The organism is Kosakonia beeri, assembly GCF_054165705.1.
On record NZ_CM135106.1, the window covers coordinates 733306 to 749849 of the forward strand.

At 52.7% G+C, this 16544-nt stretch carries 18 protein-coding genes; 14 read left to right on the forward strand and 4 right to left on the reverse strand.

The genetic code is table 11. The features are described from left to right. Nucleotides 1-53: 53 nt before the first annotated feature. Entirely contained in the window at nt 54-1241 is a 1188-nt protein-coding gene (gene metC, locus ACUY4S_RS03635) for a cystathionine beta-lyase (protein WP_312690828.1), read from the reverse strand. A gap of 251 nt (nt 1242-1492) precedes the next feature. Here metC and exbB point away from each other — a divergent pair, with 251 nt between their 5' ends. Then, nucleotides 1493-2224 (forward strand): tol-pal system-associated acyl-CoA thioesterase, encoded by a 732-nt coding sequence (gene exbB, locus ACUY4S_RS03640; RefSeq protein ID WP_312690827.1) that lies wholly within the window; start codon nt 1493-1495, stop codon nt 2222-2224. Nucleotides 2225-2230: 6 nt separating this feature from the next. Continuing rightward, on the forward strand, nt 2231-2656 hold the full coding sequence (exbD, locus tag ACUY4S_RS03645) for a TonB system transport protein ExbD (RefSeq protein ID WP_312690826.1): 426 nt from the start codon (nt 2231-2233) through the stop codon (nt 2654-2656). 137 nt (nt 2657-2793) lie between these two features. Here exbD and ACUY4S_RS03650 read toward each other — a convergent pair whose 3' ends face one another. Next, nucleotides 2794-3234: a cytoplasmic protein gene (locus ACUY4S_RS03650; RefSeq protein ID WP_312690825.1), complete on the reverse strand. Its 441-nt coding sequence runs from the start codon at nt 3232-3234 to the stop codon at nt 2794-2796. Then, nucleotides 3227-3631, reverse strand: coding sequence for a hypothetical protein (locus ACUY4S_RS03655; RefSeq protein WP_312690824.1), 405 nt, complete (start codon nt 3629-3631; stop codon nt 3227-3229). The genes ACUY4S_RS03650 and ACUY4S_RS03655 overlap by 8 nt, the downstream gene beginning before the upstream one ends. Before the next feature lie 104 nt (nt 3632-3735). Between ACUY4S_RS03655 and ACUY4S_RS03660 the strand changes: the two genes are divergently transcribed. Both ACUY4S_RS03660 and ACUY4S_RS03665 read left to right on the forward strand, forming a co-directional pair. Continuing rightward, on the forward strand, nt 3736-4242 hold the full coding sequence (locus tag ACUY4S_RS03660) for an ESA_00282 family adhesion-associated protein (RefSeq protein ID WP_312690823.1): 507 nt from the start codon (nt 3736-3738) through the stop codon (nt 4240-4242). Between the two features lie 192 nt (nt 4243-4434). Next, on the forward strand, nt 4435-4929 hold the full coding sequence (locus ACUY4S_RS03665) for a TIGR00645 family protein (protein ID WP_458022525.1): 495 nt from the start codon (nt 4435-4437) through the stop codon (nt 4927-4929). A gap of 32 nt (nt 4930-4961) precedes the next feature. Here the strand turns inward: ACUY4S_RS03665 and ACUY4S_RS03670 are convergent, their stop codons facing one another. Next, a complete protein-coding gene (locus ACUY4S_RS03670) occupies nt 4962-6002 on the reverse strand; it encodes an aldo/keto reductase (protein ID WP_458022524.1) in 1041 nt (346 codons plus the stop codon). 157 nt (nt 6003-6159) lie between these two features. Here ACUY4S_RS03670 and yghX point away from each other — a divergent pair, with 157 nt between their 5' ends. From yghX to hypA, 10 genes are all read left to right on the forward strand, one after another. Continuing rightward, nucleotides 6160-7047, forward strand: a complete 888-nt coding sequence (gene yghX / locus ACUY4S_RS03675) for a YghX family hydrolase (protein ID WP_458022523.1) — start codon at nt 6160-6162, stop codon at nt 7045-7047. A gap of 975 nt (nt 7048-8022) precedes the next feature. Beyond that, complete coding sequence (locus ACUY4S_RS03680; RefSeq protein ID WP_312690819.1) at nt 8023-9681, forward strand: methyl-accepting chemotaxis protein; 1659 nt, start codon at nt 8023-8025, stop codon at nt 9679-9681. A 65-nt stretch (nt 9682-9746) separates the two neighbouring features. Beyond that, the gene (locus ACUY4S_RS03685; protein WP_025263833.1) at nt 9747-10034 is read left to right on the forward strand and encodes a DUF2623 family protein; all 288 of its coding nucleotides are present in this window, start codon (nt 9747-9749) and stop codon (nt 10032-10034) included. A 244-nt stretch (nt 10035-10278) separates the two neighbouring features. Further along, nucleotides 10279-11397, forward strand: coding sequence for a hydrogenase 2 small subunit (hybO, locus tag ACUY4S_RS03690; protein ID WP_312690818.1), 1119 nt, complete (start codon nt 10279-10281; stop codon nt 11395-11397). Between the two features lie 2 nt (nt 11398-11399). Beyond that, the gene (gene hybA, locus ACUY4S_RS03695) at nt 11400-12383 is read left to right on the forward strand and encodes a hydrogenase 2 operon protein HybA (RefSeq protein WP_458022522.1); all 984 of its coding nucleotides are present in this window, start codon (nt 11400-11402) and stop codon (nt 12381-12383) included. Then, complete coding sequence (hybB, locus tag ACUY4S_RS03700; protein WP_312690816.1) at nt 12373-13545, forward strand: Ni/Fe-hydrogenase cytochrome b subunit; 1173 nt, start codon at nt 12373-12375, stop codon at nt 13543-13545. The genes hybA and hybB overlap by 11 nt, the downstream gene beginning before the upstream one ends. Next, entirely contained in the window at nt 13542-15245 is a 1704-nt protein-coding gene (gene hybC / locus ACUY4S_RS03705) for a hydrogenase 2 large subunit (RefSeq protein ID WP_458022521.1), read from the forward strand. The genes hybB and hybC overlap by 4 nt, the downstream gene beginning before the upstream one ends. Next, on the forward strand, nt 15245-15742 hold the full coding sequence (locus ACUY4S_RS03710; RefSeq protein WP_458022520.1) for a HyaD/HybD family hydrogenase maturation endopeptidase: 498 nt from the start codon (nt 15245-15247) through the stop codon (nt 15740-15742). The genes hybC and ACUY4S_RS03710 overlap by 1 nt, the downstream gene beginning before the upstream one ends. Further along, nucleotides 15732-16208, forward strand: a complete 477-nt coding sequence (hybE, locus tag ACUY4S_RS03715; protein WP_312690813.1) for a hydrogenase-2 assembly chaperone — start codon at nt 15732-15734, stop codon at nt 16206-16208. The genes ACUY4S_RS03710 and hybE overlap by 11 nt, the downstream gene beginning before the upstream one ends. Further along, nucleotides 16201-16539: a hydrogenase maturation nickel metallochaperone HypA gene (gene hypA / locus ACUY4S_RS03720; RefSeq protein WP_312690812.1), complete on the forward strand. Its 339-nt coding sequence runs from the start codon at nt 16201-16203 to the stop codon at nt 16537-16539. Before hybE ends, hypA begins: the two co-directional genes overlap by 8 nt. The last annotated feature ends 5 nt before the right edge of the window (nt 16540-16544 follow it).

The following is a 16544-nucleotide window of genomic DNA, read 5'->3' on the forward strand; positions in this document are numbered from 1 at the left end:
TCCGGGGCGCAAGAAACAGAGAATTTTCTGATGCTTCGCCCCGGTCACCTGGTTTACACGATACGCTGGAAGCCCGCAGCTAAATCTTCAATTAAATCGTCAACGTTTTCTAAACCAATGTGCACCCTGACCAGCGTGCCATCAAAATCTACGCCGCCATCCGGGCGGATTGCCGCCAGTTGCTCCGGCTGGTTAGCCAGGATCAGCGACTCATAACCGCCCCAGGAATAGGCCATGCTGAAGAGGGAAAAATGGTCGAGATAGGCTGAAAGCTCGTCATGACTTAAGCGCTTATTCAATACAAACGAAAACAGGCCGCTACTACCGGTAAAGTCGCGTTTCCAGAATTCATGGCCTTTACTGCCGGGAAGGGCGGGGTGATTCACGCGCGCCACTTGCGGATGCGCGGCCAGCCATTCGGCTATTTTCAGGCTGCTTTCATGATGTTGGCGCAGGCGAACACCTAGCGTGCGTAAACCTCGGCTGGTCATATAGGCGGTGTCGGCATCGACCATTTGCCCCATCAAATAGGCATTTTCACGCAATTGTTCCCAACAGCGCGCATTAGCAACCGCTGTCCCGATCATGCCGTCAGAGTGGCCAATCAGGTACTTGGTCGCAGCCTGGATGGAAATATCGATATCAAACTCCAGCGCTTTAAACAGGATGCCTGCCGCCCAGGTGTTATCGATCATAATGATGGCCTCCGGCGCGACGCTTCTCACTGCCTGAACAATCGCCGGGACGTCGTGCACTTCCATAGTGATTGAGCCGGGTGATTCCAGGAACACCACTTTGGTATTCGGCTGGATCAGACGCACAATGCTCGACCCGATCAAGGGATCAAACCAACTGGTGGTAACGCCGAGTTTAGCGAGGATTTTGGTACTGAAATCCTGGCTCGGTTCGTAGGCGGTGTTGGTCATCAACACATGATCGCCTTGTTCGACAAACGCCAGAATGGTGTTCGCGACCGCCGCCGCCCCGCAGGGGAACAGCGCGCATCCGGCGCCGCCTTCCAGCTCGCACATCGCTTCCTGTAAAGAGAAGTGAGTCAGCGTGCCGCGGCGGCCATAAAACAGTTCGCCATTGGCGCGGTTACGCGTGGCGTGCTTTTTGGCTTCGACCGTATCGAACACCAACGAGGAGGCTCGCTGGATAACGCTATTCACCGATCCCTGCGTGTATTTTTTGCTGCGCCCTGCGTTAACCAGAGCGGTATCAAGATGCTTTGCCGTCATTATTGCTCAACCTGTTTTTATACGTCTGGATGTCCAGACTACCATGATTGCATGCCGATGCACCTGTGTTTGCAGTGTGGGTGCGAATTTTTTCTGATAAGTATTCATTAGGGCGGTTTACTGAGTAAGCGCAAAGAAAAGACTTTTCAATTCAGGCACTATGCAAATACTAATGAGAACTACTATCAATTCGACGTCGTTTTGATATGATGGCGCACAGATTTTTGTGATTTGCGTCGCGGAGAAACACAGTGGGTAATAATTTGATGCAGACGGATCTTTCCGTGTGGGGTATGTATCAGCATGCCGACATCGTGGTGAAGATTGTGATGATCGGCCTGATTCTGGCGTCCGTGGTGACGTGGGCACTTTTCTTCAGCAAAAGCGTTGAGATGATTTCGCATAAGCGTCGCCTCAAGCGCGAACAGCAACAGCTGGCTGAAGCTCGCTCTCTGGATCAGGCAAGCGAAATCGCGACGGCTTTCCACGCGAAAAGCCTGAGTACACTGTTGATTAACGAAGCCCAGAATGAGCTGGAGTTGTCTGCGGGCAGTGAAGATAACGAAGGGATCAAAGAGCGTACCGGTTTCCGTCTCGAACGCCGTGTCGCCGCCACTGGCCGCTATATGGGGCGTGGTAACGGTTATCTGGCCACTATCGGCGCAATTTCTCCATTTATTGGTCTGTTCGGTACCGTGTGGGGCATCATGAACAGCTTTATCGGTATTGCGCAGACGCAAACGACTAACCTCGCTGTTGTCGCGCCGGGGATTGCCGAAGCCCTGCTGGCAACCGCTATTGGCCTGGTTGCTGCCATCCCGGCAGTGGTCATTTATAACCTCTTCGCTCGCATGATCGGCAGTTATAAAGCCACTCTTGGCGATGTTGCCGCGCAGGTTCTGCTGCTGCAAAGCCGCGATCTTGATCTGGCCGCCAGCAATGCGCAGCCGGTTCGTACCGCCCAGAAATTACGTGTAGGTTAATGCGTTATGGCAATGCGTCTTAATGAAAACCTGGACGATAACGGCGAAATGCATGAAATCAACGTAACGCCGTTTATCGACGTTATGTTAGTGCTGCTGATTATCTTTATGGTGGCCGCGCCGCTTGCCACGGTTGATGTCAAAGTGAACCTGCCGGCATCTTCCAGCCAGCCGCAGCCGCGTCCGGAAAAACCGGTTTACCTCTCCGTCAAAGCGGATAACAGCATGTTTATTGGTAATGATCCGGTGACGGATGAAACCATGATCACCGCGTTAAACACGCTGACGGAAGGGAAGAAAGACACCACCATCTTCTTCCGCGCGGACAAAACCGTGGACTACGAAACAATGATGAAGGTGATGGATACTCTGCATCAGGCGGGTTATCTGAAAATTGGTCTGGTAGGCGAAGAAGTCGCGAAAGCGAAGTAACCTGCTTCGGGCAATCTGAAAAGCTGGCGTAAGCCAGCTTTTTTTATGCCTGCCATCCTGTGGCTGGACTGTAATGACAGTCATCGTAGGAAGGAATTTATATAAGCTGGGATGGCTGAAACAGAGGTGTTGAGAATTTACTTATTATCTGGCGTTTTCCTGGCGATCGCTTCGTCCAGCGCGACGGTCGAAACGCTGGAGGTTCGGTACTCACCGTCGCTCAGCTTACGGCTCAGGCGTAGTGTGGCAGCCTCACGACCGACAATATACTGGTAGTTGGCTTCAAGGCGCGCCATGATTTTGTCCCGCAGTTCGGGCTTCTGCTCAATGATGGCATCGATGACTGCGCCATAAATCTCTTCTTTAACCTGTAGCGGGTAGATCTCCCGGCGGTTTTGCCACTTCAGGCGTACCAGCGCGGCAGGGATTGAAACCAGCTCCTGGGCAATACGATCGATAGTGGTATTCTTATCCCGGACCAGTGCTTCTATATTTTGCTTTAAGATAAATTCATCGCTATTTCTGTCATCTAAAGTCAAATAGACATTATTATTATCGACATCTTTCACGTTATTCATCCCCAAGTTTATAAAACATAGGCGTATCTTTTTCGCGGGTAATCAGGTTAAGCCAAATCTCATTGCCGGCTTCATTAATTTCTTGCGTTTTCGCGTTAATTATTTGACTTAATGTCTGGGCATCAATCTCGCCTTCAGCTTGTAAGTCATTAAGCATACGGGCAAATGTCTCGATTTTTACCACGCGAAATAGCCGGTCTTTTATATGACGATCGCGTTCTTCGAGTAACATATTTCTGGACTGCCCGGTAGAGCTGACATTCGCCAATATTTGGCTGGCATGTTCAGAGAGCGTTCTTTTTCCCTGAGCTAAATTAGCCTCTTTTTCTTCTTCCCCTGGCTTGGTTTCAACGGCGGAAATGTGAAATCGTGCCGGGACAAGATTCTCGGGAAGCATTTCTAATATCCTTTTAATATCAACAAGGAAGGGTTAAGGCAGGCGTGAGGTTCGTTGACAATATCATGGCGCAATTTTAAAATCAAAAAAAATGGAGCCAGCTCATGAACAGTATTTTTTATTCTGTCATTTTATTATTACTGCTAACGGGCGGGGTACTTTTATTGATGCGCGAGTACAATAAAGTCCCTCCCCGAAGTGAAATTGACAATCCGCCCTCACTGATTCCCCCTTTGACAAAAGAAGAAGGTGAGGATCATTTTTCGGTGTTAATGAATGCCATTACCCCAGTTTGGTACTGGCGCGTAAACCATGAATATATTGATTTTCTTCATGCCACTATAAAGCGTATGAACATGGCGGAATTAAATAACACTCCCGGTTTATTTGAGGCGCAGCGTCGCTGTAGCGATCTCAATTCTGCTGTATACAAGTACTACGACAATATTAAGAAACGTTGCCTGAATGGCGAGAAAGTTTCGCATGCCGATCTGGACGTGCTCAACCTGCGCCAGTGTTTCCGCGAGTTCAGTATGGAAGCCTATCCGGCGCTGGTGGTGTTGGTATGGCCAGAAAATCAGCGCCCGTGGGTAAATCCGGAAGATGTTTAACGCCGTCTCTCCGCCATGCCTGTCTGTTGCCCGTTTGGCAGGACAAGAGGCCGGCGCGTATCCTTATTTTTGATACAGTATGGCGCAAGGTTTGCGCGGCAGGCAGCGTTGATCCTGCGTTGTGTTGATGTTGCCAAAGTGTAGTTGGACTGAGATATACTGACCGCCGGTTTAGCTATCTGACAGGATTTTATGGAACGATTTCTGGAAAACGCAATGTACGCTTCGCGCTGGTTGCTCGCCCCGGTTTACTTTGGCCTCTCCCTTGCCCTGCTTGCACTGACGGTAAAATTCTTCCAGGAGATTTTTCACGTCCTGCCCAATATATTTAACCTGGCGGAAGCCGATCTGATCCTGACGCTGCTTTCGCTGGTGGATATGACGCTGGTTGGCGGGCTGCTGGTGATGGTGATGTTTTCCGGTTATGAGAATTTTGTGTCGCAACTGGATATTGCCGAGCACAAAGAGAAGTTGAGCTGGCTGGGCAAAATGGACGCAACCTCGCTGAAAAACAAGGTGGCTGCCTCTATCGTTGCGATCTCGTCGATTCACCTGCTACGGGTGTTTATGGATGCGAAAAACGTCCCGGACAACAAACTGATGTGGTATGTGATAATCCACCTGACGTTTGTACTTTCCGCCTTTGTGATGGGGTACCTGGACCGGTTAACCCGCGAGAAACACTAAAATGCAGGCCGGATTGCCCGGCCTGCCTGCCATTATTTATTCGAGGATGCCTGCCACAAGTTCAGCTCGCCATCCGCCACGTGTTTATCAATTTCCGCCAGTTCGTCTGCGCTAAATGTCAGGTTATTGAGTGCCTGGACGTTCTCTTCAATTTGCTCCGCGCGGCTGGCACCAATCAGCACCGACGTGACCCGCGCGTCTTTCAGCAACCAACTCAGCGCCATTTGCGCCATCGACTGCCCGCGTCGTTGCGCCATCTCATTCAGCAATCGCAGGCTCTTCAGATTGTTTTCGGTTAGCATTTTCTCGGTCAGGCCGCGAACTTTATGGCCTTCACGCTGCATACGCGATCCTTCAGGAATACCGTTCAGGTATTTACCGGTTAGCAGGCCCTGCGCCAGTGGCGTAAAAGCAATGCAGCCCATGCCATTATCTTCCAGCGCGTCCAGCAAACCGGTTTTATCTACCCAGCGGTTAAGTAAATTGTAGGAGGGCTGGTGGATCAATAACGGGATCTTCCACTCTCGCAGCAGCGCTGCCATTTGTCGCGTGCGTTCGGTGGAATAGGAGGAGATGCCAACATACAGCGCCTTTCCGCTCTGGACCGCCTGCGCAAGTGCGGCGGCAGTTTCTTCCATTGGCGTATTTTCATCTACCCGGTGTGAATAGAAAATATCCACATACTCCAGGCCTATGCGTTGCAGGCTTTGATCGAGGCTGGCGAGCAGGTATTTACGCGAACCGCCGGAGCCATACGGCCCGGGCCACATGTCATACCCGGCTTTGGTTGAGATGATCAGCTCGTCACGGTAGGGGGCGAAGTCTTCACGCAACAAGCGGCCGAAATTCTCTTCTGCGCTGCCGGGGGGCGGCCCATAGTTATTGGCTAAATCGAAGTGGGTAATGCCCAGATCGAATGCTTTACGTAAGAGCGCCCGTTGGGAGTCCAGCGCGTGTCCATGACCAAAACTGTGCCACAACCCCAGAGAAAGCGCGGGTAGCTGCAAACCACTTTTACCGCAATAGCGATAGTGCATTTGCTCGTAGCGATGCGGACTGGCGAAACCAGACATGATGTCTCCTTTCTTGTACAGGGTAAATGAAACAACGTTCCCATTTTATCGCCGGATTTCTGTACAGCAAGGTAATGGTAAGATGCGGATATTTTTTGCGCAGAAAACATGCCGCTATGCTTACCTTAGAAGGGTAAAAACGTCCTGGAGAATGCTAATGACCCGTTTAACTGCTAAAGACTTCCCTCAGGAGTTGCTCGACTATTACGACTATTACGCGCATGGCAAAATCAATAAACGCGAATTCTTACAGATGGCAGGCAAGTATGCGGTAGGTGGCGTGACCGCACTGGCGCTCTTTAACTTGCTCAAACCAAACTATGCACTTGCGACCCAGGTTGAATTCACCGATCCGGACATTCTCCCGGAATATATTACGTACCCCTCCCCGAATGGGCATGGCGCGGTGCGGGGTTATCTGGTAAAGCCAACAAAGGTGACGGGCAACGTGCCAGCGGTGGTGGTGGTGCATGAGAACCGCGGTCTTAATCCTTACATTGAAGATGTTGCACGCCGCGTTGCCAAAGCGGGGTACATTGCGTTGGCACCGGATGGACTCAGCTCGGTGGGCGGGTATCCCGGCAATGATGATGAAGGGCGTGCGCTGCAACAGAAAGTGGATCCCACCAGGTTGATGAATGATTTCTTTGCCGCTATTGAGTTTATGAAAACGCACCCGGCCGCCACCGGGAAAGTGGGTATTACCGGGTTTTGCTATGGCGGCGGGGTCGCAAACGCGGCTGCGGTGGCCTATCCGGAGCTGAATTGCGCCGTGCCATTCTACGGGCGCCAGCCGCCGGCTGCAGAGGTGGAGAAAATCAGTGCGCCGCTGCTACTGCACTATGCCGCGCTGGATAAAAACATCAATCAAGGGTGGCCCGCTTATGAGCAGGCGTTAAAAAATGGCCGCAAAATTTATGAAGCTTACCTCTATCCTGGCGTCAATCACGGCTTTCACAATGATTCGACGCCACGTTACGATCAGGCTGCCGCTGAGCTGGCCTGGCAACGTACGCTCGGTTGGTTTGAAAAGTACCTGCATTAAGCGCGCTTATGGGCAAGGATGCCGCGGAAAAGGTGCAGCGGAATATATCGCGCTGACAGCATTATTGATGGATCCGAGCGCCGCCAGATGATGGTGGCGCTCTTTATGCTGCCAGTAGCGAAAAAAATCAGCAAATAACGGTATTCTCGCTTTTTTATTGTTGCCAGCGCTGCGCTTGATAGCGGTTTTAATTTACTTTAGGCATGGCCATTCTTCTGAGAAAATTCCTGGAAAAATGGCTGAAAAATCGTCGCAGACTAAATGAGTGTGCTCTACTCATTATATTTATGAATGTATACAAATATAGGCAAAGCCTCCGGCCTCGTTTGCAACATAGCTGAATGATCCGGATCTGCTGACTGATCTGACCTCCCCGGCAGGCTGCATGGCATCTGTTGTGCAGTTTGTTAAAACGGATGAATAACGCGCCAGGCTGCATAATATTTAATCTATTTCAACAAGCGTTAATGATGATTTAATCCCCACTTAATGGAACTGTGGGTCGGTATTTTAGCGCTTATATCAAGCTTTTTTAATATTTCCGCTACGGTGCTTGGGATAGGTTGGTGCAATATTTATGGGGTAGGTTTTTTCTCGGATAATAGATTGCGATGATGCAGACTTATAATTTTATTGCGCCGTGTTTGCTGGGTGTTTGTGATAACCTCATTGTTACCTTTGATTATATTTAAAAAAATTAGTTAATTAATGTTTAATTAAATTATTCTTAAAAATTGAGGGGTTACAGATGATTTTAGCGTGTGGCTAACTTTTCTGTTCACCGGGTGTGGGGGAGAGAAACTTAGCAGAATAACGTTTTGCCCGGATGGCAAGGCGGACGGTTTCAAAGATATGAAGTGCAACTTCGACGATAATTTTTTTTACCAGGACCATACATATTTTCTAAAACTTGCCGATAAAGACGATAAGTATCGCCCGCAGGCGATAACGCACCTTCACCGCAAGGATAATATTATGGGTATGCTTCGTAACTTTACTATACGAGCCGTGATGCTGGTGATCCTCGGGATCTTTGGCTTGCTGTGGTCTGGCGTCGGTTTGTATAGCGTGTTTTCTTTGTCAAAAGTGGCCGACGGCAATGAAGTTGATCGCCAGTTAGTGTCACAGATGACGCTTCTTAGCCAGGGCAATGATCAATACTTTCGGTTTGTTACTCGTCTTAGTCGCGTAATGGAAGCCAAAGCTGCGGGCGGCTCACCAGATATGGCCCCCGTCCAACAAGCGCTGGATAACATGACGCGCCGGCTTGCTGACTTCAAAGCGATCTCGCCGGGGCCGATGGATCCGGCTGTCTCTGAGCAAGTGATTTCTGGCTGGCAGGCGTTGCTGGACCAGGGAATAAACCCGCAAATGCAGTTGGCCCAGCAGGGTACCCCTGATGCGTACCGCCAACAGGCGAATAATGTCACCCCAGGCTTGAGCCGCAATTTTGGCAACGCGACCGAAGCCTTTAATAAGGCGGCGGGTGTGATGCTTGATGAAACCCGTGTCATGGTCGACAGCCAGACCAGCAGCACCCGCGCAGTACTGATTGCTGCCATGGTACTGGGCTTGCTGATCCTGCTGTTTACCGACCGTTATCTGGTTACCATGCTGGTGAAGCCGCTAAACCGTATTCGCGCGCACTTCCGCCAGATGGCGCAGGGCGATCTGAGCCAGCCGATGGAGGACTTCGGCCGCAACTGTGTGGGCCAGGTTGTTCCGTTGCTGATGGCCATGCAGGACAGCCTGCGTGAAGCCGTAAGCAGTATTCGCCACGGCAGTGAGAACATCTGGCGCGGTGCGACAGAAATCTCCTCCGGTAACAATGATCTCTCTTCCCGTACTGAAGAGCAGGCGGCAGCGCTTGAGCAGACTGCAGCCAGTATGGAAGAACTGACCGCAACAGTGAAACTGAATGCTGATAACGCCAGCCATGCGAGTGAACTGGCGGAAGTCGCCTCGGTTACCGCCAGCAAAGGCGGCACGCTGGTCAAAGAAGTGATCAGCACGATGGATGGCATCTCCGGTAGCTCGAGGAAAATTGCGGAAATCACCAACGTCATTAACAGCATTGCATTCCAGACCAACATCCTTGCGCTGAACGCCGCTGTGGAAGCGGCGCGTGCGGGCGAACAAGGCCGCGGCTTCGCTGTTGTTGCCGGTGAAGTCCGTAATCTTGCCAGCCGAAGTGCGGGCGCAGCGAAAGAGATTGAGACGCTGATCGCTGATTCGGTCAGCCGGGTTGAAAAAGGCGCACAATTGGTCAGTGACACCGGCACCACGATGGAAGGCATTCTGCGTGCGGTGACGGAAGTGACCACCATTATGAAAGAGATCGCCGCCGCCTCTGCTGAGCAGAGCAAAGGTATTTCGCAGGTGGGCGTCGCTATCACGCAGATGGATAATGTTACACAGCAGAACGCCTCGCTGGTCGAGCAAGTCTCTGCTGCTGCTGCTGCGCTGGAGCGTCAGACAGAGGAGTTGCAGCGTTCCGTGCAGCAGTTCCGTCTGTCCAGCGATGAACAGCACACACCGGCTGCCACGGCGCTGGTCAAACCGGATCTGTCGCGCGGTACCGGCGGTACTGGCAAAAAATCTGCGGCTTCGCAGGATGAATGGGTGGCGTTTTAATCCGTACTATCACCCCTTAGAAAGATCGTTATATAATTTTTTATATAACGATTGGGGGGATAAGAATGGACAACCATTTTGGTAAAGGGTTGATGGCCGGGCTGAATGCCGCACAGGCGGATAGCGCCAGTAATGTGGCGCATTTCTGCCCGGACTATAAGCGGGGCTTTGTTCTTGGGTTTTCACATCGCATGTTTGAAAAAACCGGCGATCGTCAACTCAGCGCGTGGGAAGCAGGCATTCTAACGCGCCGCTACGGACTGGATAAGGACATGGTGATGGACTTCTTTCGCGAGAGCCACTCCAGCACCGTGATCCGCTTTTTTATGGCGGGTTACCGCCTCGAAATCTAAAAATAAGCTTTGCTCAATGTGTAGTTCTCTTTAGTGAAGGTCACTTTTGTCGAGAGTGGCTTTCATTTTTTTTTATCGTTTTGTGCCCGCAAAGACCCTTCTTCTTCTAAGTCTACTGTGCTCTCCGTCTACTTTTTGCATAATACCCTTGTTTTTTATGTGATTAATTGTCGGGGCGATCGCAGCATTCTTCAGCCAAACGCGTGGAGAATAATTGCGGTTCCGACTAAAGGATAACAAGGCAATGGCAGGAGAGAATCAGCACTTTGCATCACCGGGTGTCAGTCGTCGTGATTTTGTGAAGTTATGCGCGGCGCTTGCAGCCACGATGGGATTAAGCAGTAAAGCGGCAGCGGCCATGGCAGAAGCCGTTAGCCATCCTCAGAGACCACCGGTGGTGTGGATTGGTGCGCAGGAATGCACCGGGTGTACGGAGTCGCTGCTGCGTTCCACCCACCCGACTGTTGAAAACCTTGTGCTGGAAACCATTTCGCTGGAGTACCACGAAGTGCTTTCTGCCGCATTCGGGCATCAGGCAGAAGAGAATAAACATCGCGCGCTGGAGCAGTACAAAGGCCAGTATGTGCTGGTGGTGGATGGCTCGATCCCCATGAAAGATGGCGGTATCTACTGCATGGTGGCGGGTGAGCCGATTGTCGACCATATTCGCAGGGCGGCAGAAAACGCAGCGGCGATTATTGCCATTGGCTCCTGCTCCGCCTGGGGGGGGGTTGCGGCGGCGGGGATCAACCCGACGGGGGCCGTAAGCCTCCAGGCCGTCTTGCCGGGTAAAACCGTGATTAACATTCCCGGTTGCCCACCGAACCCGCAGAATTTCCTCGCCACCGTGGCGCATCTCATCACCTTTGGTAAACCCCCGGCGCTGGATGCCAAAAACCGGCCTGCCTTCGCTTACGGGCGGCTTATTCACGAACATTGTGAACGTCGTCCGCACTTCGATGCAGGCCGCTTTGCAAAAGCCTTTGGCGACCAGGGGCACCGCGAAGGCTGGTGTTTATATCATCTGGGCTGTAAAGGCCCGGAGACCTGGGGTAACTGCTCAACTTTGCAATTTTGCGATGTTGGCGGCGTCTGGCCTGTTGCCATTGGCCACCCCTGTTATGGCTGTAATGAAGAAGGCATTGGTTTTCATAAAGGCATTCATCAACTGGCACATGTCGATAACCCCACGCCCCGCGCTGAAAAGCCGGATGTGGATCTCAAAGAGGGCGGCAAGGTGTCGGCAACGGCCGTCGGGTTGCTGGGCGGCGTGGTTGGCCTGGTCGCGGGCGTAGGCGTGATGACGGTGCGCGAGCTGGGACGTCAGCAGAAGAAAAATGACGCTGACTCACAGGGAGACTGACCGTGAACAGACGAAATTTTCTCAAAGCCGCGTCCGGCGGGGCGCTGCTAGTGGCGGGGTCGTCGACGAGCTTTGCCGCTGCGCAAAATCGTCCGCCGATCCCGGGGGCGCTTGGCATGTTGTACGACTCCACGCTGTGTGTCGGCTGCCAGGCCTGTGTGACGCGTTGCCAGGATATCAATACCCCGCTGCGCAATCCGCAGGGCGAGCAAACCTGGTCTAATAACGACAAACTTACCCCTTATACCAACAACATTATCCAGGTCTGGCGTAGCGGGAGCGGGGAGAATAAAGATCGTCTGCAAGACGGTTACGCCTATATCAAAAAGCAGTGCATGCATTGTGTGGATGCCAACTGCGTTTCGGTCTGCCCGGTTCAGGCGCTGAAAAAAGACAGCAAAACCGGGATTGTTCACTACGACGCCAGCGTTTGTACCGGCTGCCGTTATTGTATGGTCGCCTGCCCGTTTGATGTGCCGAAATATGATTACAACAATCCCTTCGGCGAGTTGCATAAATGCCAGTTATGCAATCAGAAAGGGGTTGAGCGGCTGGATAAAGGCGGGTTGCCCGGTTGCGTGGAGGTTTGCCCTGCGGGAGCGGTGATTTTTGGCACCCGCGAAGCGCTGCTGGCCGAGGCCAGAAAACGCCTCTCGCTGAAACCCGGCACTGACTATCTCTATCCCCGGCAAACGCTGAACTCGGCAGATACTTACCAACATACTGTCGGCAGCTACTACCCGCACTTGTACGGTGAAAAAGAGGGCGGCGGCACGCAGGTGCTGGTGCTGACGGGGGTTCCCTATGAGGTGCTGGGCCTGCCGGCGCTTGATGATCTGGCAACCGGCGCTCGCTCCGAACATGTTCAGCATACGGTCTACAAAGGCATGATGTTGCCGCTGGCGGTGCTGGCAGGGCTGACTGCACTGGTGCGCCGGCATACCCGCAACGAGCACCATGAAGGAGGATCAGAAAATGAGTCATGATCCGCAACCGTTGGGTGGCAAGCTTCTCAGCAAACCCATCCTGCTTTTTGCGCCGCTGATCGTGTTATGCGCGATCTTTATCGTCAAACGTCTGGTCTTTGGGTTGGGATCGGTTTCCGATCTTAACGGTGGTTATCCGTGGGGGATCTGGATCGCCTTTGATTTGCTGATCGGCACCGGCTTTGCCTGTGGCGGTTGGGCGCTGGCCTGGGCGGTGTATGTCTTCAACCGGGGTGAATATCACCCGCTGGTTCGCCCGGCGCTGTTAGCCAGTCTGTTCGGCTATTCGCTGGGGGGACTGTCGATCACTATCGATGTGGGACGTTACTGGAATCTGCCTTACTTTTACATTCCCGGGCATTTTAATGTGAATTCGGTGCTGTTCGAAACCGCCGTCTGCATGACCATCTATATCGGTGTAATGGCGCTGGAGTTTGCGCCTGCGTTATTGGAGCGTCTGGGCTGGAAGGTGTCGCTACGCCGGTTGAATAAGGTGATGTTCTTTATTATCGCCCTTGGCGCCCTGTTACCGACTATGCACCAGTCCTCTATGGGGTCGCTGATGATTGCTGCCGGGTATAAGGTTTACCCACTGTGGCAGAGCTATGAAATGTTGCCGGTGTTTTCGTTACTGACGGCATTTATCATGGGCTTTTCGATTGTCATCTTTGAAGGCTCATTGTTGCAGGCCAGCCTGCGTGGCGAGGGGCCGGATGAAAAACGACTTTTCACCCGGTTAACCGCCACGCTCAGTGTTTTGCTGCTGATTTTTTTACTGCTGCGCGTGGGGGAAATTACCTGGCGCGATAAGTGGCATTACGCCTTTGCCGGGGATTTTTACAGCCTGATGTTCTGGCTGGAAATCGCATTGCTGCTCTTTCCGTTGCTGGTGCTGCGTTCGGCGCGTCTGCGCAACGATTCCCGTTTTTTGTTTATCGGCGCGTTAAGCATGCTGTTGGGGTGCGCTCTGTGGCGGCTCTCTTATTCGCTGTTAGCGTTTAATCCTGGCAACGGCTATCACTACTTCCCGGCCTGGGAAGAGATACTGATTTCTATCGGTTTTGTGGCAATTGAAGTCTGTGCGTACATTTTACTCCTGCGTCTGTTGCCGATTATTCCTCCGTTACAACGACAAGAACGTCATAAGGCGAGTGAAGCATGAGCCAACGAATTACCATCGATCCGGTGACCCGTATTGAGGGTCATTTACGCATTGACTGCGAAATTGAAAATGGGGTGGTGTCCAGGGCGTGGGCATCAGGCACGATGTGGCGCGGTATGGAAGAGATCGTGAAAAACCGCGATCCGCGCGATGCCTGGATCATTATGCAGCGCATTTGCGGGGTATGTACGACGATCCACGCCATTGCCTCGGTGCGCGCGGTCGAAAGTGCGCTGGAAATGAAAGTGCCTGTCAATGCCCAGTACATCCGTAACATTATTCTGGCCGCTCACTCCATTCATGATCATATTGTCCATTTTTACCAGCTTTCGGCGCTCGACTGGGTGGATATCACCTCTGCGTTAAATGCCGATCCGGCCAAAGCCGCGGCGCTGTTAAAAGGTCTCTCTGACTGGCCACTGAACAGCGAAAATGCGTTTAAAGAGGTACAGAACAAGATAAAAGCGCTGGTGGCCAGCGGGCAGTTGGGTATTTTCGCCAATGGCTATTGGGGGCATCCGGCGATGAAACTGCCGCCAGAAGTCAACCTGATAGCTGTTGCGCATTACCTGCAAGCTCTTGAGTGTCAGCGCGATGCCAACCGCATCGTGGCATTGCTGGGCGGTAAATCGCCGCACATTCAGAACATGGCTGTGGGCGGTGTCGCTAACCCGATCAATCTCGACGGGATTGAGGTGCTGAACCTGGAACGCCTGATGTACCTCAAGTCGTTTATCGATCGACTGCAGGGCTTTATCGAACAGGTTTACAAAGTGGACACGGCGGTCATCGCCGCGTTTTATCCGCAATGGCTGGAATTGGGTAAAGGCGGCGTGAACTATTTGAGTACGCCCGAGTTTCCTACTGACGGCAACAATGGCAGTTTTCTCTTTGCGGGCGGCTATATTGAAAACGCCGATCTCAGCGCCTACAAAGCAATCACTGATTATAACGATCCCTTCCTGGTGAAAGGTATTCAGGAAAGTGCTAAACACGCCTGGTATAAAGATGACGCTCCGCAGGAGCCATGGCAGGGTACAACGATACCTGATTACACGGGCTGGCAGGAAGAAGGCAAATACTCGTGGGTGAAATCGCCGACCTTTTACGGCAAAACAGTGGAGGTCGGGCCGCTGGCCAACATGCTGTGTAAATTGGCCGCGAAAAATGAAACAACCACCAATAAACTCAATGAAATTGTCGAGATTTACCGCAAACTCACCGGCAAAACTCTGGAAACTGCACAACTCCATTCCACGCTGGGGCGCATTATCGGGCGCACCGTGCATGCCTGCGAATTGCATCAGGTGGCCAGTCAGCAGTATCAGGCTTTAGTGGACAATATCGGCAAAGGTGACATGGAAACCTTTGTAAAGCCGGACATTCCCGCGAGTGGCGAGTACAAAGGTGTGGGCTTTCTGGAAGCGCCGCGCGGCATGCTCTCGCACTGGGTGGTGATCAAGGATGGCAAAATCGACAACTACCAGGCGGTGGTGCCGTCCACATGGAATGCCGGGCCGCGTAATTTTAACGATGAACCAGGCCCTTACGAATTGTCGCTGGTGGGCACCCCGGTTGCCGATCCACAAAAGCCGCTGGAAGTGGTGCGCACTATCCACTCGTTCGATCCCTGCATGTCCTGCGCCGTGCATGTACTGGATGCGGACGGTAACGATGTGGTGTCGGTGAAGGTGTTGTGATGTCGATTCTCGTGTTGGGAGTGGGCAATATTTTGCTCACCGATGAAGCAATTGGTGTGCGTGTTGTGGAGGCGCTGGAGCAGCGCTTTCACCTGCCGGAGCATATAGAAGTGCTGGATGGCGGCACCGCGGGTATGGAACTGTTAAGCGCCATGGCGAACCGTGATCATCTGATCATTGTGGACGCCATTGTCACGCGGAAAAGCCAGCCGGGGGAGGTTATCTGTCTGCGAGACGATGCGGTGCCGACGCTTTTCAGCAATAAAATTTCACCGCACCAACTGGGGTTGTCTGATGTGCTGTCGGCGCTGCGTTTCACCGGCGAGTTCCCGGCGAAACTGACGCTGATAGGCGTGATACCGGCATCGCTGGAGCCACACATTGGTATGACGCCGGTTGTTGAGGCCAGCATCGACACCGCATTACAGGCGGTGCTGGCGGCACTGGCGGAGTCCGGAGTGACGCTGCATTCCCGGGAGGCGCAGCATGCAGGATGAGTTTTCAGGCTTTGAGGCTTCGCCGCATGATGCAGTACAGGCTGCGTTAATGACTGTTGCCGACGGGGAAATGCGCGATTTACCGTTTGTTCACCCGCAAATGCCGGTCTACGTTACGCCATTCACCCTGTTTGAAGGGCAATGGCTGGGATGTGTGGTCACGCCATGGATGTTGAGCCTGGTGATTTTTCCTGGCCCGCAACAGTGCTGGGCGCGGCGCAGGGTGGGCGAACGTATCGGGCTGAAACTGCCCTACGGTGAGATGACATTTACCGTTGGCGAGTTGCCGCAGGTGGCGCAGTATCTCAGTTGTTCATTGATGTCGCCGTTGTCGCGCGATATCAACGCCGCTCAGGGGCCGCAACTGGCGAACGACTGCCTGAAAATGGCGCTCTCTCTGCCAGTGAGCGATGCTGTAAGCCGCCGGGCATTGCTTGGCAGGCTGAAGGGTGCTCAGCATGCATGAACTATCGCTGTGCCAGAATGCAGTCGAGATCATTGAACAGCAGGCCAGGCAACATGGCGCATCCCGGGTGACCGGGGTATGGCTGGAAGTGGGAGCGCTGGCCTGTGTTGAAGAAAGCGCGCTGCGTTTCGGTTTCGATATGGCCTGCCGCGATACGCTGGCGCAGGGCTGTGAGCTGCATATCATTCTTAAACCGGCGCAGGCATGGTGCTGGAATTGCAGTCAGACGGTAGAGGTTACTCGCTATGATGAGTGCCCGCGCTGTCACTGCCCAACGTTGCATATCGAACGCAGTGAAGGTGTGCAAATCAAAAGTATTGAAGTGGAGTAGCCGCG